This window comes from Burkholderia sp. MR1-5-21 (assembly GCF_053427715.1).
Genome location: NZ_JBSAXD010000020.1, coordinates 137,947 through 161,883, shown reverse-complemented (window position 1 = coordinate 161,883; position 23,937 = coordinate 137,947). Strand labels below are relative to the sequence as shown.

At 61.5% G+C, this 23,937-nt stretch carries 22 protein-coding genes and 3 pseudogenes; 12 read left to right on the top strand and 13 right to left on the bottom strand.

All coding sequences use genetic code 11. The features are described 5' to 3' along the window. Positions 1 to 114: pseudogene (locus ACV229_RS25615) on the bottom strand (leucine ABC transporter subunit substrate-binding protein LivK); the annotation flags it as partial. Between the two features lie 598 nt (positions 115 to 712). Between ACV229_RS25615 and ACV229_RS25610 the strand changes: the two are divergent. Both ACV229_RS25610 and ACV229_RS25605 read left to right on the top strand, forming a co-directional pair. After that, complete coding sequence (locus tag ACV229_RS25610; protein ID WP_448085902.1) at positions 713 to 1,549, top strand: hypothetical protein; 837 nt, start codon at positions 713 to 715, stop codon at positions 1,547 to 1,549. Positions 1,550 to 1,755: 206 nt separating this feature from the next. Continuing rightward, the gene (locus ACV229_RS25605) at positions 1,756 to 2,037 is read left to right on the top strand and encodes a DUF3303 domain-containing protein (protein ID WP_448085901.1); all 282 of its coding nucleotides are present in this window, start codon (positions 1,756 to 1,758) and stop codon (positions 2,035 to 2,037) included. A 294-nt stretch (positions 2,038 to 2,331) separates the two neighbouring features. Here the strand turns inward: ACV229_RS25605 and ACV229_RS25600 are convergent, their stop codons facing one another. Beyond that, positions 2,332 to 2,505 carry a hypothetical protein gene (locus ACV229_RS25600; RefSeq protein ID WP_448085900.1) on the bottom strand — a complete coding sequence of 58 codons (174 nt, stop codon included), beginning with the start codon at positions 2,503 to 2,505 and terminating at the stop codon, positions 2,332 to 2,334. Between the two features lie 405 nt (positions 2,506 to 2,910). Between ACV229_RS25600 and ACV229_RS25595 the strand changes: the two genes are divergently transcribed. The 3 genes from ACV229_RS25595 (at position 2,911) to ACV229_RS25585 (ending at position 5,286) form a co-directional block, all read left to right on the top strand. Beyond that, the gene (locus ACV229_RS25595; RefSeq protein WP_448085899.1) at positions 2,911 to 3,819 is read left to right on the top strand and encodes a LysR family transcriptional regulator; all 909 of its coding nucleotides are present in this window, start codon (positions 2,911 to 2,913) and stop codon (positions 3,817 to 3,819) included. 103 nt (positions 3,820 to 3,922) lie between these two features. After that, complete coding sequence (locus ACV229_RS25590) at positions 3,923 to 4,813, top strand: NAD-dependent epimerase/dehydratase family protein (protein ID WP_448085898.1); 891 nt, start codon at positions 3,923 to 3,925, stop codon at positions 4,811 to 4,813. Positions 4,814 to 4,965: 152 nt separating this feature from the next. Continuing rightward, positions 4,966 to 5,286 carry a DoxX family protein gene (locus ACV229_RS25585; protein ID WP_448085897.1) on the top strand — a complete coding sequence of 107 codons (321 nt, stop codon included), beginning with the start codon at positions 4,966 to 4,968 and terminating at the stop codon, positions 5,284 to 5,286. 452 nt (positions 5,287 to 5,738) lie between these two features. On the opposite strand, the gene ACV229_RS25580 is transcribed toward ACV229_RS25585, so the two are convergent. After that, a complete protein-coding gene (locus tag ACV229_RS25580; RefSeq protein ID WP_448085896.1) occupies positions 5,739 to 7,319 on the bottom strand; it encodes an isocitrate lyase in 1,581 nt (526 codons plus the stop codon). A gap of 340 nt (positions 7,320 to 7,659) precedes the next feature. On the opposite strand from ACV229_RS25580, the pseudogene ACV229_RS25575 reads away from it, so the two are divergent. Beyond that, positions 7,660 to 7,889, top strand: a pseudogene (locus ACV229_RS25575) (LysR family transcriptional regulator); the annotation flags it as partial. Here ACV229_RS25575 and ACV229_RS25570 read toward each other — a convergent pair. Continuing rightward, positions 7,876 to 8,132 (bottom strand): annotated as a pseudogene (locus tag ACV229_RS25570) (IS3 family transposase); the annotation flags it as partial. The pseudogenes ACV229_RS25575 and ACV229_RS25570 sit on opposite strands and share 14 nt — an antisense overlap. 179 nt (positions 8,133 to 8,311) lie before the next feature. Between ACV229_RS25570 and ACV229_RS25565 the strand changes: the two are divergent. The 3 genes from ACV229_RS25565 (at position 8,312) to ACV229_RS25555 (ending at position 10,730) form a co-directional block, all read left to right on the top strand. Then, a complete protein-coding gene (locus tag ACV229_RS25565; RefSeq protein ID WP_448085895.1) occupies positions 8,312 to 9,670 on the top strand; it encodes an MFS transporter in 1,359 nt (452 codons plus the stop codon). Between the two features lie 67 nt (positions 9,671 to 9,737). Next, the gene (locus ACV229_RS25560) at positions 9,738 to 9,935 is read left to right on the top strand and encodes a tautomerase family protein (RefSeq protein WP_448085894.1); all 198 of its coding nucleotides are present in this window, start codon (positions 9,738 to 9,740) and stop codon (positions 9,933 to 9,935) included. Between the two features lie 33 nt (positions 9,936 to 9,968). Further along, a complete protein-coding gene (locus tag ACV229_RS25555) occupies positions 9,969 to 10,730 on the top strand; it encodes an SDR family NAD(P)-dependent oxidoreductase (RefSeq protein WP_448085893.1) in 762 nt (253 codons plus the stop codon). Between the two features lie 464 nt (positions 10,731 to 11,194). Here ACV229_RS25555 and ACV229_RS25550 read toward each other — a convergent pair whose 3' ends face one another. From ACV229_RS25550 to ACV229_RS25540, 3 genes are all read right to left on the bottom strand, one after another. Continuing rightward, the gene (locus ACV229_RS25550) at positions 11,195 to 11,359 is read right to left on the bottom strand and encodes a hypothetical protein (protein WP_448085892.1); all 165 of its coding nucleotides are present in this window, start codon (positions 11,357 to 11,359) and stop codon (positions 11,195 to 11,197) included. Positions 11,360 to 11,891: 532 nt separating this feature from the next. After that, positions 11,892 to 12,833 carry an aldo/keto reductase gene (locus tag ACV229_RS25545; RefSeq protein ID WP_448085891.1) on the bottom strand — a complete coding sequence of 314 codons (942 nt, stop codon included), beginning with the start codon at positions 12,831 to 12,833 and terminating at the stop codon, positions 11,892 to 11,894. Beyond that, entirely contained in the window at positions 12,830 to 13,579 is a 750-nt protein-coding gene (locus tag ACV229_RS25540) for an SDR family NAD(P)-dependent oxidoreductase (RefSeq protein WP_448085890.1), read from the bottom strand. Before ACV229_RS25540 ends, ACV229_RS25545 begins: the two co-directional genes overlap by 4 nt. A gap of 723 nt (positions 13,580 to 14,302) precedes the next feature. Here ACV229_RS25540 and ACV229_RS25535 point away from each other — a divergent pair. Next, complete coding sequence (locus ACV229_RS25535; protein WP_448085889.1) at positions 14,303 to 14,524, top strand: hypothetical protein; 222 nt, start codon at positions 14,303 to 14,305, stop codon at positions 14,522 to 14,524. A gap of 137 nt (positions 14,525 to 14,661) precedes the next feature. Here ACV229_RS25535 and ACV229_RS25530 read toward each other — a convergent pair whose 3' ends face one another. Then, the gene (locus ACV229_RS25530; RefSeq protein ID WP_448085888.1) at positions 14,662 to 15,507 is read right to left on the bottom strand and encodes a TetR/AcrR family transcriptional regulator; all 846 of its coding nucleotides are present in this window, start codon (positions 15,505 to 15,507) and stop codon (positions 14,662 to 14,664) included. A gap of 152 nt (positions 15,508 to 15,659) precedes the next feature. Here ACV229_RS25530 and ACV229_RS25525 point away from each other — a divergent pair, with 152 nt between their 5' ends. Together ACV229_RS25525 and hisD are read left to right on the top strand one after the other, a co-directional pair. Further along, on the top strand, positions 15,660 to 16,748 hold the full coding sequence (locus ACV229_RS25525) for a LacI family DNA-binding transcriptional regulator (protein ID WP_448085887.1): 1,089 nt from the start codon (positions 15,660 to 15,662) through the stop codon (positions 16,746 to 16,748). Between the two features lie 121 nt (positions 16,749 to 16,869). Next, a complete protein-coding gene (gene hisD, locus ACV229_RS25520; protein WP_448085886.1) occupies positions 16,870 to 18,177 on the top strand; it encodes a histidinol dehydrogenase in 1,308 nt (435 codons plus the stop codon). 100 nt (positions 18,178 to 18,277) lie between these two features. Here hisD and ACV229_RS25515 read toward each other — a convergent pair whose 3' ends face one another. From ACV229_RS25515 to ACV229_RS25495, 5 genes are all read right to left on the bottom strand, one after another. Further along, positions 18,278 to 19,057: an SDR family NAD(P)-dependent oxidoreductase gene (locus tag ACV229_RS25515; RefSeq protein ID WP_448085885.1), complete on the bottom strand. Its 780-nt coding sequence runs from the start codon at positions 19,055 to 19,057 to the stop codon at positions 18,278 to 18,280. A 57-nt stretch (positions 19,058 to 19,114) separates the two neighbouring features. Beyond that, positions 19,115 to 20,305, bottom strand: a complete 1,191-nt coding sequence (locus ACV229_RS25510; protein ID WP_448085884.1) for a multidrug effflux MFS transporter — start codon at positions 20,303 to 20,305, stop codon at positions 19,115 to 19,117. A 321-nt stretch (positions 20,306 to 20,626) separates the two neighbouring features. After that, on the bottom strand, positions 20,627 to 21,520 hold the full coding sequence (locus ACV229_RS25505; RefSeq protein WP_448085883.1) for an acetoacetate decarboxylase family protein: 894 nt from the start codon (positions 21,518 to 21,520) through the stop codon (positions 20,627 to 20,629). A gap of 27 nt (positions 21,521 to 21,547) precedes the next feature. After that, positions 21,548 to 23,002, bottom strand: coding sequence for an aldehyde dehydrogenase (locus tag ACV229_RS25500; protein WP_448085882.1), 1,455 nt, complete (start codon positions 23,000 to 23,002; stop codon positions 21,548 to 21,550). 42 nt (positions 23,003 to 23,044) lie between these two features. Next, positions 23,045 to 23,908 (bottom strand): fumarylacetoacetate hydrolase family protein, encoded by an 864-nt coding sequence (locus ACV229_RS25495; protein ID WP_448085881.1) that lies wholly within the window; start codon positions 23,906 to 23,908, stop codon positions 23,045 to 23,047. Between the last annotated feature and the right edge of the window lie 29 nt (positions 23,909 to 23,937).

The window sequence follows — 23,937 nt, the reverse complement described above, 5'->3', positions numbered from 1 at the left end:
ACCGCTCATCGGTCCAGCGATGGCGATCTTCACGGTTTCCGCTTGCGCGGTGGCGGCGCCGGCGGCGAACAGCACGGCGGCGACGGAAATGGACGTAAGACGGGACAGCGTCATCTGGAGCTCCTCGATGTTGTTTAGTCATACGGGCAAAGGCGGCATGACTTGCGCAATCGAACAGCACCCGGGGCGAGGACATGGGACACGCCCGAGACGCGGAGACGGACCTTGTGCGGAATGTGACTTGTGCGGGGCCCGGCTCTTACCATCCCCGAAGGGGATGTTTGGTTCGGAAAGACATCGTGATGCGTCTTGCATTGCGCAAGCGTTTCGCCTGCCCCGCTTGCCAAACCGCTCGCCGGATGGATGGTCCGACAGCCGTTGGCAAGGCAGTCGAAATTATATGAGGGTTTTTCATTCGTCTGTCGAAAATGCCGGCCAACCAAGGGAAAACACGTAGGACTGTTGAGCGGGGTGGTGGCGACTGCAGTGCAACCTGATTTAAAAGGGAACGTTTGCTGGGAGTGCAATCTGGTTGCGATGATCGTTCAGGTTCTGGTGCAGCGCCTTGCCTGACAATGCATTCATGGGTCACGCCTGCTGGCCGCCGCTGCCACGCGATTTAAAGGGCCGCATCGATCGCGGACAGCGTGTGAACGGGTCAAGGACCAGGCACCACGACCGTGCATCGTGCGGAGCCGGACAAGCATTCGATTTGCCGACCGAATCACCAGCAACGAAAGGTTGTAGTTATATTTATGAAATAATACGAATTCTGCTCAGCAATCCAGCCAGCTTTCATCGCGATTCGCGTCGGCGCCGTCATGCGCCGCACCGCCTGCGGCGCCACCCGCCGCGCAGCCGCCAGCCAGTGATCTGCTTTCCTTCACTGGATATCGCTTGCCTTGAATCGTCGATGAACCACACCCTTCGTTTCACCCCCGCCGCCGCGCTCGCCTGCGCCCTCTCCCTGTCGACGCCGAGTGCGTGGAGCGACGACGCGCTCACCGCCCCGATCACAGGCACGAACCTGTTCCGCGCGGAACGCCGTGCCGCGAAAAACGTGCGAAGCGGGCGCGACACGCGCCCGCGCCGCTTCGCCGCGCAAGTGAAGCCCAATCCGTTCGACACCCCGGACGCGCGGGAACTTCGCGTGTCGGGCGATCGCCTCACGCAGCATCCGTCGGCCGCAGGCGAACGCACTTCATGGTGGCCCGCGAACCGCGTCGCGCTCGGCGCGGGCGGCAGCGACAGTTTCGGCCGCGCGGTACCTGTATACGAACGGCGCCGCCTCGACTGGGATGCGTACCTGCGCGCGAACGGCTCGCCGTCCGCGACACGCGGCACGCCGCCGCCGCCGCCGCCACCGGGCGCGGATACGCGGACACGCTGGTTCGATCCGTCACGCGGCGTGGCCGGCGCGCCGAATCCGTTCGATCCATCGGCGCCGCAACCCCACACGCGCATGTTCTACAACAACGGCGCGGGCTCGCGTTGCACGGCGACGGCGGGCGCGGGGACGTCACGGTCGGCGTGTGACATCAAGTGGTGATGGGCGCGGCGAGCAATCGTGCCGCCTTCGCGCCCGGCTGATCCGGCCGGGCGAATGGCACGGAGCCGGATGCTTCCCGTTACCTAAAATGGATTGAACCAGCCCGCTCCATCCATCGACAAGGACCGACGGCGCCATGCATCCGTCGGTCACGCCCGGACGTTCTCCGGGCGTCGATTGTTCAGCGGATACGAAGGAGGGAAGCCATGAAATTCCTGCTGACTTTCACTTGGGCCCCTGATACGCAATCCAGGGCGGACGCCATCGATCGGTTCAGGCGCACCGGCGGGCTCCCGCCTGCGGGCGTCACGCTGCTGGGCCGATGGACACGCGCGGACCTGAGCGGCGGCTTCGACCTGCTCGAGACGGATGACGCGAAAAAGCTGACGGAGTTCGCATACATGTGGAGCGACCTGATGTCGCTCGATATCGCGCCGGTACTCGAAGATGCCGAACTGGGCGAAGTCCTTGAACGTGTGATGAAGTAGCGCCACGGCGACGCCGCCTCGCGTGCATCCCAGCCTGGCGCATCCCCGCACCTTGCGGAGAAAGATTGTCTGATGACGGGTTGAATCCGGCTTCGTGCCGCAGTCGGAAACGCGCGCGTTCTACGACGACGGCGCGGGCACGCATTGCACGGCGACCGGTGGTGCGGGCACGTCGCGGTCGTCGTGGAATGTCACGTGGCGGTGAGCGACGACGCGCGACAGCGGCTGCCCTATCCGGCGTGCCACGCGGCTTCGCGCAGCACGACCGCATGGCGCGCGGTATGGCGCGGCATTTCACATCGCCGTGACGATCAGCCTGGCCGGCTCGATCGTTATCCGCGCCGTTCGTCCCGGGACAAAACCCGCGTCGTGGATGAGCCACATTCCGCCAATCCTGAGCCACGGGTAAAAACTCTTGGGCCTCTTTCCCATGTCCTTCGGAAAGCCCCAGGATTCCTGAATCGTCACGTAACGTTCCGTGATCGGTGAGCGTTATTTATCATTTGCCTTAGCCATGGACAACTCCTTGCAAGTTGGCTGTGGTTAGCGGGTCGTGAGTGTTGGTAGCACTTGCGGCCCGCGCTCGTTTACTGCGGTGTTTTAATGGTTCGGATTCCTCCTTTGTTGGCGTTTCGATGAGAACGGTGCTTCGACGGGGATCACAGCGTGCGGCGCATCCATCGGCGCTCACGACGCACACGCGATCATCATCAGTTGGACATCGCCTATTTGACCATCGTTGATCGACCAATGTTTTCGGATTGAGTGAACGTTAGCCGCTGGGGATAGGCACGCGATCTGCATAGGTTGAGGGGCTACCACTCTCCCGAAGATCGCCGCCTTCGATGATCATAGTGAGGTATTCTCGTTGACATGGATATCGGTGGCTTCGATCTCAATCTCCTGAAGGCGTTCGACGCGCTTTATGCGGAGCGTCACGTTACGCGCGCCGGGATGCGTATCGGTCTTAGCCAGTCGGCGATGAGCGGCGCCCTCACCAGGTTGCGTGAGCTGTTCGAGGATGAGCTGTTCTTGCGAACGCCGTCGGGGATGCAGCCGACCCCACGGGCTCACGATCTTGCTGGCCCTATATCCAACGCACTCCGACTTGTACGGGGTGCATTACGGGCCGATGGTTTCGATCCTGCGACGGCTGGTGACGCGTTCACGATAGCGATGAACGACTATGCCGCTTTCGTTCTACTGCCGCCGCTGCTGGCACGCCTTAGCATCGAGGCGCCTCACGTCGACGTGCACGTGCACGGAACGTTCGGTCGGGATGAAGCGCTCGAACTCCTCGACAGCGGCGAAGTAAGCCTCGCGATCGGTTTCCCGGTCGAGGCTTCGGCACGCATCCTCAAGCGCCCGCTGCTCCAGGAGGACTTTGCATGCGTAGCGCGCCCTGAGCACCCCGCGTTTGCGCACGGTGCGAGCCTCGACGCCTTCACGACTGCGCCTCATCTCCTGATATCACCCGAGGGCGACCGCTCAAGTCTGGTCGATCACGAACTCGCCAAGCTGGGGCTCGGACGGCGCGTGGTACTGAGCTTGCCGCAATTTCTGGTCGCACCCTTCGTGATCGCCGAGACCGATCTCGTCGCGACGCTCGCCTCCCGTGTCGCTCGGCGGTTCGCAGCGACTGGGGTCGGCATCTCCGTCCATCAACCGCCAATCGAACTGCCCAGCTGGACACTTGCGATGATGTGGCATCGTCGTGCGGACGCTCACGCGGCCACTTGTTGGCTGAAAAACGTCATCGCCGAGGTCGCCGCCTCGGCTTGACGTCATCGACGCAAGCGATATCGGTACATCAGAACTTGCGATTTCCATTTGAAAAAGCAGCCCACTACCATTGCCCACATCGACACTGGAAGAGGTAACGGACATGCGTGTATTGGTGACGGGAGCAACGGGGTTGATCGGGGGGGCTGTAGCGCGTCGCTTGATGGCGGGCGGCCATGAGGTCGTGGGACTCGCCCGTTCGGAAATGAGTGCGAGCAAGCTAACCGGCGAGGGCTTTGCGGTGAAGCAAGGCGACCTTGCCGACTCGGCGAGCGTCGCTTCTGCCGCTCGTGCCGTTGACGCGGTTATACATGCCGCCTCGCCGAGCGACCAGAATACGGCAACTTATGACAAAGCGGCGACGCGCTCGATCATCGAAGCGCTGCGCGGCACGGGCAAGCGTTTTATCTATACAAGCGGTTGTCTGATCTACGGATCGACCGGCGACACACCCGCCACTGAAGACAGCCCGCTGAATCCAGTCGAGCTCGTGCGCTGGCGCCAAGAGCTCGAGGACGAGATCCTTGCGGCTGCGACCGCGGGTGTTCACCCGAGCGTCATCCGGCCGGCCTGGGTTTACGGCAACCGGGGCGGCGCCGCAATGATGATGTACGGCGCGGCCAAGAAATACGGCGTGGCGCGCTACGTCGGTGACGGGCGAAACCGCTGGTCGACGGTGCACGCTGACGACCTCGCCGACCTCTACGCGCTCACGCTTGAACGGGCGCCGGTTGGCTCGGTCTTCAACGGTGTTCACGGAACGGCGACACCACTTATCGAAATCGCGCGTGCGGCGAGCGAGGCCGCCGGTGCTAAGGGCCGCGTAGAGGCATGGCCGCTCGACGAGGCGCGCCAGTCGCTCTGGGCATTCGCCGACGCGATCACCTGCGATCAGGTCGTCTCCGGGGAAAAGGCAAAACGCGAACTCGATTGGCGTCCGTCGCGACGCTCGATCGTCGAGGAGTTGCGTTCCTACGTCTCGGCGGCCGCCTAAGCACGCGGTGCCTCTTCAACCGCCCGCCCCTTGGCTGCCAGGCCCAAGGGCCGTGGGCTCGCTTGTAATGAATGATGCGTCATGCAGCTTTCCTACGTTTCCATCGCAGTGCGCGAGCCCGCGCGCTCGCCAAAATCTTGAGAGTCGCTTAAATGCTACATACGGTTTCTATCTGGCTTCTCGTTGTCGCTTTTTTCGGTGCGGGGCTGTTCAACGCGATTGGCACGCCCGCCACGCAGGACAGCTTTGTCCGGTGGGGGTATCCCCGCTGGTGGCATCGTGCCACCGGTACGCTGGAGATGATCAATGCCGTCTTGATCGCACTTCCCGTCACCCGTGGGTTGGGCCTGATCCTTGGTGCCGTCATCATCTCCGCAGCGGTTTTGACCGTCTTGCGTCACCGTGAGCTTTCACACCTTGCTCCGCTCGGCGTCTTCTTGGTTATGCTTACTCTGGCGGGAATCACATCGTAGGAACGTATCGCTTGACCCCGTGCACGCGCATCAAGATGCCCGTGCGCGGTGGATTCGGCGTGTGGTGCGCTGTAAGAAGGCTGAACGCGGGGCGATTCGTATGGGCCCATGAGACAGGCGCACCGGCGTCCATGGCGCTTAGCCAAGTTCGGTTCGATACGCTCGTGGTCGGCTTCACGCCCCCGATGGCTACACTGCGCTGGCCGCCGGCCATGTAGCCTGCTCGCGGGTTCTTGACTGGGCGAAGCGGACCTTCGAATGTCCGACCTCATCGCTAGCCGAGCGGCTGTTGACGGCCGGACTCGGAAGCTCGATGTGGGTCGACAGTCGCGCGCGCTGGCTCCCAATAGAAAAATCCCTGCTCAGCGTAGTCCGCCAAGCAGGGATCGGGCTGATCATCTCATTAACGCCAACCTGTATCGGTTGGCGTTTTGCTTCGGGTATGACCGGTATCAGAACTGGTTCATGGTGTTGTCTTTACCCGCCGCCTTCAGGGCCGCTTCGCCGCTGAAATACTCCTTGTGGTCGTCGCCGATGTCCGAGCCGGACATGTTCTGGTGCTTGACGCAGGCGATGCCCTGACGGATTTCCTTGCGCTGCACGCCAGCCACATAACCCAGCATGCCCTGGTCGCCGAAGTATTCCTTGGCCAGGCTGTCGGTCGACAGCGCCGCGGTGTGGTACGTCGGCAGCGTGATCAGGTGGTGGAAGATACCTGCTTCGCGCGACGCGTCGGCCTGGAACGTGCGGATCTTTTCGTCGGCGAGCGCTGCCAGTTCACTCTGATCGTATTCCACGCTCATCAACTGCGCGCGGTCGTATGCCGACACATCCTTGCCCGCGGCCTTCATCGCGTCATACGCCTGCTGGCGGAAATTCAGCGTCCAGTTGAACGACGGGCTGTTGTTGTACACCAGCTTGGCGTTCGGGATGACCTTGCGAATCTCGCTGACCATGCCGCCGATCTGCGCGATATGCGGTTTTTCGGTTTCGATCCACAGCAGGTCGGCGCCGTTTTGCAGCGACGTGATGCAATCCAGCACGCAGCGCGCTTCGCCCGTGCCGGCGCGGAACTGGAACAGGTTGCTGGGCAGGCGCTTGGGACGCAGCAGCTTGCCGTCGCGCTTGATGATGACGTCACCATTGCCCAGTTGGTCGGCCGACAGCTCTTCGCAATCGAGGAAGGCGTTGTATTGGTCGCCCAGGTCGCCCGGCGTGTTGGTCACGGCGATCTGCTTGGTCAGGCCGGCGCCCAGCGAGTCGGTACGGGCCACGATGATGCCGTCGTCCACGCCCAGTTCCAGGAACGCGTAGCGGATGGCGCGGATCTTGGCCAGGAAGTCCTCGTGCGGCACGGTGACCTTGCCATCCTGGTGGCCGCATTGCTTTTCGTCGGACACCTGGTTTTCGATCTGGATGCAGCATGCGCCCGCTTCGATGAACTGCTTGGCCAGCAGGTACGTTGCTTCGGCGTTGCCGAAACCCGCGTCGATGTCCGCGATGATGGGCACGACGTGGGTGACGTGGTTGTCGATTTTCTGCTGGATGGCGGCCTTGGCAGCGCCTTCGGCAGCGTCCAGCTCGCGGAACAGGCCGCCCAGTTCACGGGCGTCGGCCTGGCGCAGGAAGGTGTACAGCTCGCGGATCAGCGCGCTGACGGAGGTCTTTTCGTGCATCGACTGGTCCGGCAGCGGGCCGAACTCGGAGCGCAGCGCAGCCACCATCCAGCCGGACAGGTACAGGTAGCGGCGTTCGGTGCTGTTGAAGTGCTTCTTGATGGAGATCATCTTCTGCTGGCCGATGAAGCCGTGCCAGCAGCCCAGCGACTGCGTGTACTTGGACGGGTCGGCATCATAGGCGGCCATGTCGGCACGCATGATCTTGGCGGTGTACCTGGCGATGTCCAGACCCGTCTTGAACTTGTTCTGGGCACGCATGCGGGCGGCATACTCGGGGTTGATCGCATTCCATGCGCTGCCGTGGGTTTCTTTCAAACCGGCAACTGCCTTGATGTCGTCTTGATACTGGGCCATGTCTATCTCCTAAGAGCAAAGCGCGTTTGAGCAAATGGTTGAGCGTGCCGCTCCGTCTGTCGAAGCGAACTGCATGACCAAATAGTAACGCCGGCCCGATGCACTTTGGTTATGTCTTATATAAGACATAAGACATAATTTTCTCTTGCTTTTCAACGGGTTACGCAGCGATTTTTGCGATGCAAAACAAGTTTTCAAGCGGCGAAAAAAGGATGCCGCGGGAATTCGAAGTGGATTCCGCAATACGAAACGCGCTTTCGGCTGTTGGAGGCAGGACAGGCACGGATGGCTCGCGTCCGACGCGTGATCGGGATGCAGCGCAACGCCGACACTCACTACGGTGGGCCCCGTGCGCCCCGCCGTTGCTGAGCTCGGCACGTTTCACCGTGCCGCGGACAAGCTGCACCTGACGCAGCCCGGACTGTCTCGGCGCATCCAGAAGCTCGCGCAGGCACTCGGCGTCGTGCTGTTCCACCGGATGACGAGCGCGTGACGCTGACGGGCGGCGGCCGCCAGTTCCAGCCCATGGAGCGTGACCAGATCGCGCAGATCGCAGTGAATTGTTCGTCGCCTTGAACCTGTGCCTCCGCTTGCAGCGCAGCCCAAGTTTCCTGCGCAGCCGCTCTATACGGTACATACCCATTCGTACGCCGCGCTCATGACGATGCTTTTGCGGGCGATCTGAACCAAAGCTCCCACGCGTTCGCTTATGTGCGGCGAGCACTTCGGCTCCAGCCGAGGCTCCCGCCGCACCCGCTGCGAAGGCACGCGCTTGCGCCATGCGTAAAAGGCGCTGACCGACACTCCGAGCGGCCAGGCAAGGTTGGGACTTACCCCACTAGTGGTAACCATTATGTACGGAACCGTATCGTACACATCAAACTGCGTTACTACGGATGGCCCCTCGACATCGACGGGCATGGCCAACCCGTCAACGCAGGGCGCGACCATGCGCGCCAGGCATGGTCGAGTAAGGAAAGGAGATGTCCTAAATGGGTAATCAACCGAATTACGAGAATGCGCACGAAGCAACTGCTATTCCTTTGGTCAGGTGCGGGGAAGCCTGTCGTACTGAATCAGTCGCGGCTGCGTCGGGTTCGGACGCGGGACGGTTTTATGGCTGGATCAACGTGTCTATGGCAGGTTTGGTCTTGCTGATTTCCATGGGAGTGGAATTTTCTTTTCAGATTTTTCTGCCCATTTTATGCAAGGAATTCGGCTGGAGCAGCAGCACGGTTGGCGGAGCAGTGTCGGTATCCATGTTATTACTTGGACTTACCTCGCCTCTTGCCGGCGCGATTACCGCCAGATATGGCTCGAGGATGGCCATAATTTCAGGTCACATCCTGCTTGCCGTGGGGTTGCTCGTCCTTTCTTTTCAGAGCCGGCCATGGCATTTGTATGCTGGCCTATCCCTTATGGGGGCCGGCTGCGGCATTGGCGGCATGGTGCCGGCAATGACCCTGGCAAGCAATTGGTTTGTCAGGAAAAGATCTCTTGCCATGAGCATTATCAACTCCTCGATAAGCATCGGTGGTTTCGTGATGATTCCGTTCACAACAGCACTTGTGAGCGGCTTGGGATGGCGAAACGCCTTTCTGGTATTAGGTGCAGTGGTGATGGTATTTACAGCGGTGGTCCCGGGAATCCTGATTCGAAACAAGCCGGAAGAAATTGGTCACATCCCGGATGGTGCACGAGTTTCAAAAACAGCGGTGAAAAGTGGCGAAAGAACTCTACATGCATTGTATAACACCCCCGCGGACTTCACTCTGGAGCAGGCCGTAAAGACCTGGGCACTGTGGATGTTGATAATAGTTTATGGGGCAGTGCAGTATACGATCACCATGATCATGACTTATCAAATATCATTTTTGCAGTCACTGGGCATAACGGGAATGGTCGCTGCCTCGGCAGCCGGCCTTCAATCCGGAGTTGGTCTTGTAGGCGCTCTGGCAATCGGGTTTTTGGGGTTCAGGTTTAACATGCGGACATTGATGATTATCTGCATGGCCGTTCTGAGCGCTGGCATGTGCCTGATGCTGATAGCCCAAACCGTACCCATGGTTTTCATTTATAACGTCGTCCTGGGGCTTGGTATCGGCGCGTTTACTACAAGCATCATGACTCTTTTTGCATCATATTACGGGCGTACTCATTTCCCTAAAATTCTGGGTCTTACCACGCCATTCTGGATGCTTATGGGGAGTTCGGGCGCGGGTGTTAGCGGGGCCCTGTATGACGCGACCGGTGGTTACATGACTCCGTTTCTTGTTGCTACGGTAGCCCTGGCATCAAGCCTGGTGCTGATCTGTTGCACGAAACCTCCCAAGCACCCTTCCCTCGCTTAAAAATCGACGCGATATTTTCTGGCCATCGTTTTCGGACACGGCCAACTTACTAAAGGAGAAATTAAATATGCCAGTCATTCAGGTGAATATCCACAAATGGGATGTCGAGAAAAAGAGGCAATTGGTCACCAAGGTTACGAGCGTTTTTGAGGAGCTCGGCGTTCCGAAAGAATTGGTCATGATTCAGATCAGGGAGGATGAACTTGAAAATGTCGGCGTTGGCGGCCTCCTCTTGATTGATCAAGCTCCTCCTGGAGCAAAATAAATAGCACCGTGGAATGAATTGAAGGAGATGGATATGGGAAAGCTGGAAGGAAAAGTAGCCATTGTGACCGGCGCAGGCAGTCCGCTCGGTCTCGGACGCGCCTATGCCCTCGCGCTGGCAAAGGAAGGATGTAGCGTTGTTGTTAACGATATCAATGAAAGCGCGGAGAACGTAGCAAAGGAAATTACCGATGCCGGCGGCAAGGCGGTAGCGGCAATCGCTAAAGTCGGCACTCGGGCCGTGGGCGAAAAACTTGTGCAAACGGCTGTCAATGAATTCGGCAGGATTGATATCGTGATCAATAATGCCGGCATTGTGTCATTTGCCAAAGTCGAGGATCTGGATGAAGATCGTTGGGACGAAGTTTTTAACGTCCATGTGAAGGGCACCGCTTTTTGCACTTCACCGGCAGTAAAGTGGATGATCACCAATAAGGTCAAAGGCAAGATCATCAATGTAACTTCCACCGCGGGGATGTACGGAGAGGTCAGCGGGGGATCGGACTACTGCGGGGCCAAAGCGGCGATTATCGGCATGACGAAGACGCACTCGCGCGAGTTGGCAGAGCACGGAATTTGCGTCAATGCGATTGCTCCAGGTGCTTTAACTATGGATATTGCGAAGATGCCACCTTCTTTCAAGGAGGTAGCCGACAAGATGACGGCCACGAGCGTCGTGCAGAGGGTTGGACGCCCGGAAGATGTCACTCCGCTAATTACCTTTCTGGCATCGGACGATGCCAGTTACATCACCGGCCAGATTATTGTTGCAACCGGAAATTCTGGAGTGATCTAGGTCGGGGTATCGCATTAACGGTGCCGATTGCGTTGATGCGACTTCCTTTTGTGTCACAGAAGACTTAAACGGGGGGCGTCCTGCCCCCTTTTCGTTCGCTTCGCGGCGCCCCTCCTGTTTTCCATAAAGGCCGTAAATTCCGCAAGTTGGCGGCTTGGATCAGCCTTGTTCTCCTGCCGCAAGGAAGTTTGGCTGCGTCCTTGTTGACGTCCACCGTAATTGCCCCGCCCAGGCCTGTCGTTTTCAGCAAGATTTGACCCACGTGATTGAGTGCCCCGGTCAACCTTTGAACAGGGATATAGAGGTGATCACGGTGAACGTACTGGCCAAGGGCCGGCGGCGGCAGATCCGGCATGAACCCATGCTACGTTGCCGGGAATCGCTCGAAGTCCACGACGAGTGAGGCACCGCGCAACGGCATGAGGCGTGACGTCTGTGTCATCCCCAATGGCCAGACCTGCCGATTAAAGATGTTTTGCAAGCGAGCGCATGCGGCTGATGCACAATCCACGTCCCGCACACCGTTCGCGTCGATGCCGCAGCCGCTTCAGAATCTGCGGCACCATCTGCTGAAGCACTCGTGCGGCAACCACATCATGACGCTGCTGCTCGCGGTGGTACGTGAGCATGGTCTGAACTCCGTACTTCTTGCGGCCCAGGCTGCGCTTGATTCCGGGTACCCCAGCGGGGAGCATGTGCCCCAATCTACTGAGCTGCCTGAAGACGCCAGCGGAAATGCACATGACGACGGTCACGAAGCTGCAACTGACCGAAGACCCCATCGCAGACGTCTCGCCCAATTAGAGCCTGCTTCCTGCCCTGCCAGGGGATTACCGTGTCCTACGCCATCATCGTCCAACTCAAGGGGCTCAAGCTTTATGGCATGGCCAGTGTGTCGCACTGCACGAGAAGTTTGGGTCGGCTTGTCCGACCCGGATGGCCGCCCGAGGCCGTGCCTCGTCGGCGGTGAATGAAGCTTAGGTCCGCGCGCTGACGTTATGCGGACAGGCTGGCGCAACTTCGCGGCTCTTCCCGGTGCAGCAGGGGCTTCGCGCCTATCATGCATTGCGCACGGAGTACGCCACCGCGCACGAACTGGCCTCCGCGCACGCGATTTATTGCGATCTGCGTCGCTGGCGCTTCAGGATTGACCGGAATTCGTCAAATATCGGGGCACTCTGCCGTTGGTGCGCAGGCATCGGACAACTGCGCGAGCTCGTCGGGCGCGAGCCGGACGGAAGCGGCCTGCAACAGCTCGGCCAACTGCTGTACCGTCTGTGCGGCGCTGATCGGCGCGGCGACGGTCGGTTGCGCTGCAAGCCAGGCGAGGGCGATGGCGGCCGACGACACTCGATGTGCCGCAGCAAGCTCCTCCAGCAGGCCAAGCAGCCTGACTTTCCGCGGGTTCGCGAAGTACATCGCAATAAGCCCTGTCCACGGCGGCGGGACGACGTCACCTTGCCGGTAGGCGCCGGCAAGGAAGCCGTGCGCAAGCCCTCCCCACGGAACCTCGACCATCCCCAGCTCGGCGATGATCGGCAGCAGCGCCAACTCGGGTTCGCGCTCGACGAGGTTGTAGTGATCCTGAGCGACCGTGAAAGGCGTGAGCCCCTCCCGCGCGGCAATCGCGGATGCGCTGCGCAGCCGATCCGCCGTGAAGTTCGACGCGCCGATTTCGCGCACCTTCCCTGCCCGCACCAGCTCATCGAAGGCGCCGAGCACCTCCTCCTGCGGCACGTGCGGGTCGTCTCGATGAGCGTAGTACAGGTCGATACGATCGGTGCGCAGCCGCGCGAGCGACTCGTCAACGGCACGCATGATGTTCTGTCGCGAAAGCCCGGCGCGGTCCGGTTTGTTGCCGACCTTCGTGGCGATCGCCACCCGGTTTCGGGTTCCGCGGGACGCGAGCCACTCGCCGAGAATCGACTCCGACTCGCCGCCGGTATGCCCGGGCACCCAGACCGAGTAGGCGTCGGCGGTGTCGATCGCCCGTCCACCGGCATCGACGAAGGCGTCGAGCACGGCGAAACTCTGATCGCGGTCGACAGTGTCGCCGAAGCAGCCCGCGCCGAGCACGAGCGAACCGAAGTCAAACGCGGTCATCGTGCTGTCTCCCCGCCATCGACAAAGATCGTCGTGCCGGTTGTAAACGACGCCTCCTGCGACCCGAGGTACAGCGCGGCGGCGGCAATTTCCGCCGCCGTTCCAGGCCGGCCAGCGGGCAGGCCCGCCGTCATCTCGGCGACGACCGCGGCCGGGATCTCGTGTGCCTGTTCAGGTTCGAGCGTGAAGCCGGGGGCGATTGCATTGACGCGGATCTTCTGAGGACCGAGCTCAAGTGCGAGCGCTCGGGTCATGTTGATGACGCCAGCCTTCGCAGCTGCGTAGACCGAGCTGCCGACGCGGGCCTTGACGCCCATCACGGACGAGAAGTTGATCACGTTGCCGCCGGTGCGGGCCATCACCGGCGCCGCCTTCTGCACGGCGAAGAACACCGCCTTCAGGTTGATGTCCATGATGTCGTTCCACTCGGCCTCCGTGGTCTCGGCGAAGACTGGATTGACGAAGATGCCTGCACTGTTGACGAGGATGTCGAGGCGGCCATATCGGGCATCGACCTCGGCGACAAGGCGTTCGATGTCGGCAACCTTGGTGGCGTCGACGGCGATGTACGAGGCACTGCCGCCGGCGGCCTGGACCGAGGCGACGACGGCCTCGAGCGGCGCAGGCGAGCGGCCGACTACGACCACTTTCGCCCCTTCCGCCGCGAACGTGTGCGCGATCTGCTTACCGAGGTTGCGGCCGCCGCCGATGATGACGGAGACTTTGCCGTCGAGTTTGCCTGCCATGTTGGTTCTCCTGCAATTGTCGGGATTGAATATTGGACACGGATGCAAGACAGACTGCGTCTTTGGTCAATCTTGCTTCGGCTGTGACGACGTCCTTCGGTCCGCCCTTGAGGACTGGGCCGTGCCGGAGGACGGCGTCCCGATCGGCCGTATCGCGGACTTCCTCGTTGTCGCGGTCAATTAAGAGATGGCCGGCGACGGCCGATGCCACGGAATCGGCTCGAATCAGATAGTACGGTATCGTACTGTACCTACAACAGCAAGTGAATACAAGCCCGCAGGCCGTTGCAGGCGAAGGCGTCAGCCCGCGCTCGACAGACTCCTAGAGCCGAGAGCTTTACCAGATTAAGTCTTTATATTTTATGGATTATTCCTGATTCTCGTCGGCGCGATCAATGCCATCCAGTCTGGCCGGCGCCGCGCGTCAGCGCAAAGGGCAGTGCTTCCCCATTAGCAGAAACCACTTACTACGAAACCGTATCGTACCTATCGCGCTACCACTACGATTGTGGCCCTGGCATGGACGAGCGCGGCCCGGCCGACACCGCAGAGCGCGCCCTGCGCGCGCCGGGCACGGGCAAGGTCACTGTTGTATCTGGCAAGCCCACTTACCTTGCGATAGCCAACACGCGCAATTCGCCCGATGACACTACTGATTGGCATTCCTTTGGAGACAACGAACGGGGGAGCGGCGCGTAGCGCGCCCTGCCCGAGGTGCCCGAGGTGCCCGAGGTGCCCGAGGTGCCCGAGGTGCCCGAGGTGATCGAGGTGATCGAGGTGATCGAGGTGATCGAGGTGATCGAGGTGATCGAGGTGATCGAGGTGATCGAGGTGATCGAGGTGATCGAGGTGATCGAGGTGATCGAGGTGATCGAGGTGATCGAGGTGGTCGAGGCCGCCTATGCCCGCAACGCGCCACCCGATGGATTACGGGCGGAAGCGTGAAGCCTGAAATGGCGTGACCAACACCTTGGAACGCGTGCCGCGAGCGGCGGGATTTGATTCCTACGGATTTTCAGCAGTTGCTCGACGCCCGCAAGCAGCAAAAGCGCTGACCACCCCACCCGGCTTTCCGGCACGCGTTACTTGCTGACGAGCTTCATGAGGACATCGTCGAGAAGCATTCTGACCACGCGATCGTCAATGATCTCGTCCAGCATGGCGCGATGCAGGAGCACGGGCAGCGCAATCTCGGACACGATGTTGAGGTCCGTTTCCGGACGGATTTCCCCACGCGCAATTGCACGCTTCATAGGACGCTGCAGGGACTCGCGAAAGTTTTCGCGGGTTTCCTGCCGCATGAGCGCCATGATAATCGGGTCACGCTGCGCGCCGTCGATCAGCGCGATGATCAGGCGCCGGTTCGTCCGCAGCATGGCCGCGGCCGACTCCAGAATGAGGCGGAGCTCTTCACGCAAGGACCCGAGGTCGCCGGGGTCGCCAGGGTGCGCGCCATCGAAACTCATGCGAATGGCGTCGCGAATGAGCTCCGACTTCGTAGGCCAGCGCTTGTATAGCGTTTGCTTGGAGGCCTGGGCTGCCATCGCGATCGCGTCGATGGTCACCCCCTCGATTCCCCGGTCGGCGACCAGTTGCAGAACTACACGACGGAGATTCTCGAGTCGCATTTCACTGCGCGGACGGGGCGAACCCGAAGCCTTCGGCGATAGTTCGACATCCGTCTTTTGTAACGCTGGCGTCAAAGCCGTATCCTCTCGGTCATTCTCGCGGCCTGCCTTTTGCGACTTCTGTTTTCCCATGGGCTTCCTGGCTGGATATTGAGGCTCCTGGCCCAATGCTGGCGAACCGTTTTCGCAGGTATTGACCGTCATTTCTGCACTGTTCTCGAAGCGGGGGTGTTCGGCAAACCTTGCTCGCATCGACCATGGATTTGGCGTGCCGAGGCGCGTCAGCGTTGGCTTGCGCACATGTCGCGTCCGCGAGTACGAAACAGTTCGATGATAGCATGCATCAGTGCGTCGACAAACCGAGATCAGGGCGTCGCGGGCTGTTCCTGCGGCTCGAAACAGTCGAGCGAAACGCATCAACAAGACACAACGGTAACGAAAGGAGTTCGTTCATGAGCAGCAGCGGGCCGCCCCGGCGTCCAGCGACCGCACACGAGGTGGCAAGCCTTGCTGGCGTATCGCAATCGGCCGTATCGCGCGTCTTCACACCGGGTGCCAGCGCATCGCCGGCAACGCGCGAGCGCGTCCTTGCGGCTGCCGAACAACTCGGTTATCGGCCCAACCTCGTCGCCCGCTCCTTGATCATGGGGCGCTCGCATGTGATCGGCGTGGTTGTGCCCGGCAATGGCAATCCGTTCTATCAGCAAGCGCTCGAGCTTCTTTCGACCGCATTCGCTGCCGACGGATACCGCGTGCTGCTGTTCACCACCGACCACGATGCCCCATCGGATCCGGTTCTCGAGGAAGTGCTGCGCTACAAGGTGGACGCACTCGTACTTGTCTCCACGAGGCTTTCGTCGCGTTTCGCAGAGGAGTGCTTGCAGATCGGGCTGCCCGTCGTCATGTTCAACCGCAAGACGGACAGCAACGCGTCGTCGAGCGTGACGGGCGAAAACCGCAAGGGCGGCAAGCGCATCGCCGAGTTTCTCCTGGCGGGCGGCCATCGTCGCTTCGCCTACGTCGCCGGACTCGAACAGTCCTCGACGAGCCGTGACCGCGAGGCCGGCTTCACGCAGTGCCTCGCGAAACACGGCGTGTCGCAGATCGAGCGGCGGGTCGGAGGCTATTCCGCCGCGGGCGCGGAGCAGGCCATTCGCGCCCTGCTCGGACTCCGGCAGCCGCCGGATGCCGTGTTCTGCGCGAACGATCACATGGCGCTGATCGCTATCAGCATTGCACGCGGCGAATTCGGTCTCGAACCCGGCACCGATCTGTCGATCGTGGGCTTCGACGATATCGCCATGGGGAAATGGCCGATCTTTGGTCTTACCACGTACAGCCAGCCGGTCGGCCACATGGTCGAGCGTACTGTCGAGATCGTGGTTCGACAACTCACCGACGAACAGACGCCCCTGGTTCAGGAAACCGTGAGCGGCCAGCTCATCGTGCGTGAATCCGCGAGAAAGCCGGATTCGGGCCTGAACGTCGAAGAAGGCATCTGTACCTGGGCTCCACCCACAAGGGTCTCCAAGGCCCGTTGATCCGCCGCGCGCGGGTTTACGCTAGCTCCATTGCGCTTGCCGCCATTGCGACATTGATCTAATGTGAATGCGATTGCATACGTATGCAACGTCATATCCATTTACGATCAGGAGGTGTCCGATGGCGGTATGGCTCAAGAAAGGCGCTGAAGCCGAGGTGCTCAAGGCGGCGGCGAAGGAAGTGCGCGAGACGGTGGAATCCACGCTCGCCGATATCGAGGCGCGCGGCGACGCGGCCGTGCGCGAGCTGTCGATTCGGTTCGACAAGCTCGAACGCGACGACTACCGGTTGAGCCAGAAGGAAATTGACTGGTGCGTCTCGCAGCTTTCTCAGCGCGACATTGAGGACATCGAATTTGCGCAGGCCCAGGTGGAGAATTTCGCGAAGCATCAGCGTGCTACGTTGCGTGACGTCGAGGTGGAAACGCTGCCCGGCGTCGTGCTTGGCCACCGGAACATCCCCGTCAACGCCGCAGGCTGTTACGTGCCCGGCGGCAAGTATCCGCTGCTCGCGTCGGCACACATGTCCGTGATCACCGCGCGCGTTGCGGGCGTCAAACGCATCATCACGTGCGCGCCGCCGTTCAACGGCAAACCGGCGGCCGCCATCGTCGCTGCGCAGCACATGGCCGGCGCAACCGAAATCTACTGCCTCGGCGGCATTCAGGCCGTCGGCGCGATGGCCATCGGCACGCAGAGCATCGCGCCCGTCGACATGCTTGTTGGTCCGGGCAATGCCTTCGTCGCCGAAGCGAAGCGCCAGCTCTTCGGCCGGGTCGGCATCGACCTGTTCGCCGGACCCACGGAGACGCTGGTCATCGCGGACGAAAGCGTCGACGGCGAAATGTGCGCCACCGACCTGCTCGGCCAGGCGGAACACGGGCCGGATTCGCCCGCCATCCTGCTGACGACGTCGGAGAAACTCGCGCGGGAGACCATGGCGCAGGTCGAGCGACTGCTGGAAGTCCTGCCGACGGCGAACATTGCGCGTCAGTCGTGGCAGAAATTCGGCGAGGTCATCGTGGCGGAAAGCGACGACGAGATGCTTCGCATCGCTGATGAAATTGCCTCGGAACACGTCCAGGTCATGACGCAGGACCCGGACTGGTTCCTTCAGCGCATGACGAACTACGGCGCGCTTTTCCTGGGTCCGCGCACCAACGTTGCGTTCGGCGACAAGGCCATCGGCACCAACCACACCCTGCCGACGAAGAAAGCGGCACGGTACACCGGCGGCCTGTGGGTGGGCAAATTCCTCAAGACCTGCACCTACCAGAAGGTCCTGACTGACGAAGCCTCGGCGACGATCGGCGAATACACGTCTCGACTGTGCGCGCTTGAGGGTTTCGCCGGCCACGGCGAACAGGCCAATCTGCGCGTGCGCCGTTACGGCCACAAGGTCGTGCCCTATGCCGGCATTGCCATCTGAGCAATCGGCGATACGGTTTGAGCGCCGAAGCCGGACGAAGGCAATCCGGCTCCGGCGCACTTCGGACCATGCCGCGCCGGCCGCGGCATCACGAGCGGCTCTAGTCGGCGGTCCAGCCGCCATCGATGAGCAACGCAGAGCCCGTGACCATCGCGGAGGCGTCGCTGGCGAGATAAATCAATCCGCCAAGCAAGTCTTCGACACGCGCAAGACGGCCAAGCTTGATTTTGCTTAGCACCTGCGTGCGAAAGGCCTCGTCCGCGAGAAATCCTGCGGTCATCGGCGTTTCGATGAAGGTGGGACACAGCGTGTTCACGCGAATGCCAAGCGGCGCGAGTTCGACCGCCATGGCCTTTGTCAGACCCTCGACGGCGAATTTGGACATGCAGTAGAGCGTGCGATTTGCAGCGCCCACGTGCCCCATCTGCGACGAGAGATTGATCACGGAGCCATGGATCCCGCCTTGCGCCATGCGTGCGCACACCGCCTGGGACACGAAATAGGTGGCCCGAACGTTGAGACCCATGACGGCGGCGTAGTCGTCTGGCTTGACCTCGGCCATCGGCATGGGCCGATTCGTACCCGCGTTGTTCACGAGGATGTCGAACGGCGGAAGATCATTCACGAGCGCCTTTATCGCGACATCGTCGCTGACATCGATGGCAATCGCGTACGCGTCGCCCCCGCGATGCCGGATGGTGGCGGCCACCTCTTCGATCTCGCCGGCCGTGCGGGCAAGCAGCGTCACTGCGGCCCCCGCCTCAACCAGGGCCGCAGCCGCGCCCGAGCCAATTCCCCGCCCGGCTCCAGTTACCAGCGCGCGCTTGCCCGCAAGATTGAATGACGGCGCTTTCGGTAATGCAGTCAAGGTCTCTTTCATTCCAGTCTCACCTCTCATACAAGAAACAATTCAAGCTTGCAGCCCCGCTGCATCGCGTCACAGCACCGGGCAAAAAGCGGCAAGCGACAGACAGCCGAGCACCAGCATGGATATCGTCATGGCCGTGGGTGTTCCATCGTAGAAGTGCCCGACAACTGAACTCGCAATTCCGGCAAATCCGAACTGCAGCAGGCCAAGCAGCGCCGAACCGCTTCCCTTGCTCGCGTCCGCTGCGGCCATCGCCTTCGATGTGCAGGTGGCCGCAGCGAGTGGAATGCCCGATAGAGCTACGATCAAAAAGAGGACGAAGACCAGCACGGACACGTGTCCCGCACACAGAACGAGCACCAGCGCTCCGAGCACGTTCGCCGACATCGAAACAACAAAAACCATCTCGGACGAGACACTGCGCAACAGCAGGCGTGAGCATTGCGAAAATGCCATCATCCCGACGACGACGCTGGCAAAAACCCATCCGTACATGCTTCGATCGATGCCAAAGAACGACATGAAAACGGAGGGCGATCCCGATATGAATGCAAAGAGGTCGGCGAACCCCAGCGCACCGGAGAGCATTGGCAGGACAAACGCGCGAGATCCGAGAAGTCGTGTCGATACCACGGCGGCGTTACGGAATACACCGGTGCTACGCCGATGCGGAGGCAACGTCTCGGGCAGCAAGACACTGAGCGCCACAAGACACAAAAGGCCAAAGGCGGCCAGGAACAGAAACACGGCTCGCCAGTGTAGCCACGTGACGATCAGGCCACCGGCGATCGGTGCAACGATAGGTGCCAGCGAGCCAAACAGCATGACGACCGAGAGTTTGTCGACGGCCTCACGTTCGTCGAACAGGTCGGAAATGATCGCCCTGCAGATGACCATTCCACAACACCCGCCGATGGCCTGAAGCAGACGCAGGCATACGAAGATCTCGATCGTAGGTGCCAGGTAGAGCCCCAGCGAAGCGAGTGCGAACAGCGTAACGCCAATCTGAAGTGGCAGTTTGCGCCCGTACCGGTCGATGGCCGGACCATACAGAAGCTGGCCGGCTGCTAGGCCGAACACGAAGACCGAAAGCGTAGCCTGTACCGAGCCGGCGTCGGCCTGAAACGCGACGGCCATCGCAGGAAATGCGGCGAGGTACATGTCCGTCGAGAACGGCGCAAAAGCCGCCAACGTAGCGAGAATGGTGATCAAACGAAAGCCGTTCGGATTCGGATCCGACCGTATTGATGGTTCATCCATCTGCTCGATTCCGCGTATGAGAGAAGGCCGGCGAGCGGCGAAAAGGTCGGTCGATCTGAAGCACTGCGGGAGCCGCCAGGCCCGGCTCATCGAACATGACCTGCGCGCGTGAACTGGCCGTCATCGCCCGGTTGGTCTGACGCCGGTGCGATGTGACCGGGAACCAGATGGCCGCGCGAAAGGCAGGCATCGGCATCACACGGCAAGGACGAACGATCCACAAGACAACGGAGGACGGGGTTAACGCACCGCCGCCCTCCACGAGCCCCCTGTCGCATCTGCCGACGCGCCCTGCGCCGTATCTGCGCCAGACGCGCCTGCTCAGACCGCGGGTTCCACGGGCCGAATGACGTTGGCGCTGACCGCTACGCCCGGTCCGGAGAATTCGATCATCTCGGCGCCCAGGTATTCGACGATTTCCAGATCTGCGAGGCCGTTGACCACATGGAACGTGGTGGGCAACTGTTCGAACGTTGCGCGGTTCCACTTCACCGATCCGCCCGTACTCTTCCACTTGCGGAAATTCGCATCGTTGAACTTGATCGGCGACGTGTCGCCTGCGGCGCCGGGCAACGGCTGCGACGTCGTGGCATAGGCGATGTCACAGCCACCGCTGCCGGCCGGACCGGTTCGCGGCATATATTTGTAAAACAGCGTTGCACCACCCGGACCGGGGAGCTTTTTGTCGCCGGTGGTCTCGGCGAGACCATGCAGGTCGATTTCGAAGAACCGGAAACCAAACCATGAGGCTTCGCCGCCTGCGGTACCCGCCGCGTGATCGATGCGCAGGTCCGGGATGTCCGCGAAGAGCTTCGGAAAGCCCAGTTCCTCGCGGCCCGTGAGGATCGCATCCGGAATGCCTTCGAACAGCACGGGACAGAACGCGCCTTCGATCGTTTCCGTCTTGCCGGTATAGGTGACCGGCACTTCGACGTTGAGAATGCCGTAGCCGCGGCCTGCCAGCCAGTATAGGTTGCGGAAGAAGGCCAGAGAAACGTGCACCTCCGGCTCGCCGCGCAGCGCGAACCCGGGCGGCAGGATGCGTTCCAGGCTCGAGCGCTCGGTACGGTACTTCACGGTCATCCACTGCGCATTCATCGTGCCGGTTTCTTCCGGATTCCACAGCGTGCCGTCGGGTTTCTGGCGCGGACCCGGCGCGGGCCCGAACACTACGGGCATGCGATAGCGCACGCCAGGCTTGAATTCGATCGTCATGAAACAGCTCCTCCTTGTCTTTCAGGTTCAGAATGGGTACTGGCGCGGCGTCGTCTGCAGGGTCAGCCAACGCAACTCGGTAAATTCGCGCACGCCAGCGCGGCCGCCGAAGCGACCCCATCCGCTGGCCTTGACGCCACCGAACGGCATCTGCGCCTCGTCGTGCACGGTCGGGCCATTGACGTGACAGATGCCCGATTCGATGCGCTTCGCCACTTCGAGTGCACGCGCCAGGTCGCCGCCGAATACCGCTGCGGAAAGCCCGAACTCGTTATCGTTGGCGCATGCAATCGCTTCCTCGACACCGTTGACGCGCACGATAGGCTTCACGGGGCCGAACGATTCCTCGCGGTAGATCCTCATGTCCGGCGTGACGTGATCCAGCAAGGTGGCGGGCATGAGCGTATTTGTCGCCTTGCCGCCGCAGAGCAGCGTGGCTCCCTTCTCAAGCGCGTCGTCAATCAACGCGTTGCAGCGCGCGACCGTGCCCATATCAATCACGGATCCGAGTACCACCGGATCCTGGCCACGCGGGTCGCCGAGCGGCAGCGCACGGGCCCTGGCCGAAAGATAGGCGACGAAATTGTCCGCAATCCGCGCATCGACGATGATGCGCTCCGTGGACATGCAGATCTGCCCGGAATTGGCGAACGCACCGAAGATCGCGCCGTCGACGGCAGCATGCAGATCGGCATCATCGAGCACGACGAAGGGCGCCTTGCCGCCGAGTTCGAGAACCACCGGCTTGAGGTGCAGCGCACAGGTGGTGGCAATGATTCGGCCCACGTGCGTCGAGCCCGTGAAGTTCACGCGCCGCACAGCCGGGTGCGCGATCATCTCCTCGACAACCGCCGCCGCATCGGTCGGCGCGTTGGTCACGAAATTCACGACGCCGGGCGGGAAACCCGCTTCGTTCAGTGCCTCCACGATCAGGCCGTGGGTGTGCGGACACAGCTCCGAACCCTTCAACACCACAGTGTTCCCGCAGGCAAGCGGCACCGCGATCGCGCGCATGCCAAGGATCACCGGCGCATTCCACGGTGCCATGCCGAGCACGACGCCGGCCGGCTGCCGGACCGCCAATGCCAGGCTGCCGGATTGATTGGAGGGAATCACCTCGCCGCTCACCTGGGTGGTCACAGAGGCGGCTTCGCGAAGAATGCCGGCGGCAAGCTCGACGTTGAAGCCGGCCCATGATGCGCTCGCGCCGGTCTCCGCGGCCATCGCTTCGACGAACCGTGCCGCCCTCGCTTCAATCGCGTCGGCCGCCTTCAGGAGCAGCGCGCGGCGCTCGCCGGGACCGACCTGCGACCACGCAACAAAAGCGCGCGCGGCAGCGTCGACCGCGGCGCGCGCATCGGCAACCGTCGCCGCCGCGGCACGCGAGACGGTTTGCTCCGAGAGCGGGTTGCGCCGCTCGAACGTGGTGCCGGACGAGGAAGGCACCGCCTTTCCATCTATCAGCAGTTTGACTTCGAACATGACTGGGTCCTTTGCATGGAGACGAACTGGCGTTGTTCGCGTTCAGGCCGGCTCATCAGCGACGAGGTTCTCAATGTGGCCGAGCCCCTCGATTTCGACGCGCACGACGTCTCCCGGCTGCAGGAACTTGCCCAAAGCGATGCCGACGTTCGCACACGTGCCGGTCGCGATCAGGTCGCCCGGCTCGAGCGTCATCACCTGGGAGAGCTCATGGATCTGCTGCCAGATGTTATGGATCATGCCGCCCGTGCTCGCGCTCTGGCGCGGCTCGCCGTTGACCGACAGATTCAGCTGCAGCGCGTGCGGGTCGGGCACCTCGTCGGCAGTCGTGATCCAGGGACCAATCGGCCCGTGGCTGTCGAAGGATTTGCCGAGCGTGAACGTCGGGCTCTTGAACTGCCAGTCGCGTGCGCTCACGTCGTTGGCAACGAAATAGCCGCCGACCACGCTTGGTGCATCCTCGATCGACACGTAGCGGCAGCGCTTGCCGATCACGACGCCCAGTTCGCCTTCGTAGTCCATCTTTTCCGAGACGCGCGGCTTGTAGATCGGATCGAACGGGCCGGTAATGCAGGTGACTTGCTTGTTGAACCAAAGCTGGTTCTTCGGCACGGTCATCCCGGCACGAGCCGACTCCTCAGCGTGATCGTGATAGTTCATGCCGATGGCGAGATACTTCTGCGGATCGGGAATCGGTGCCTCGAGCCGAACCTCGGCAAGCGGCACCCCGGCCGATGCGCCTTCCAGTGCGCGTGCAAGGCGTTCAACGAGCGCAGGACCCGCGGCCAGCACTTCGCGGATCGTGGAAGGCGCCAAAGGATCGAGCGCCGACAGCGGCACGACGCGATCGCCGGCAACGGCGCCGACGGTCGTGACGCCACCGTGGGTATAGCGTGCAAGTTTCATGAATCTGTCTCCTGGAAAGAAATATTCGG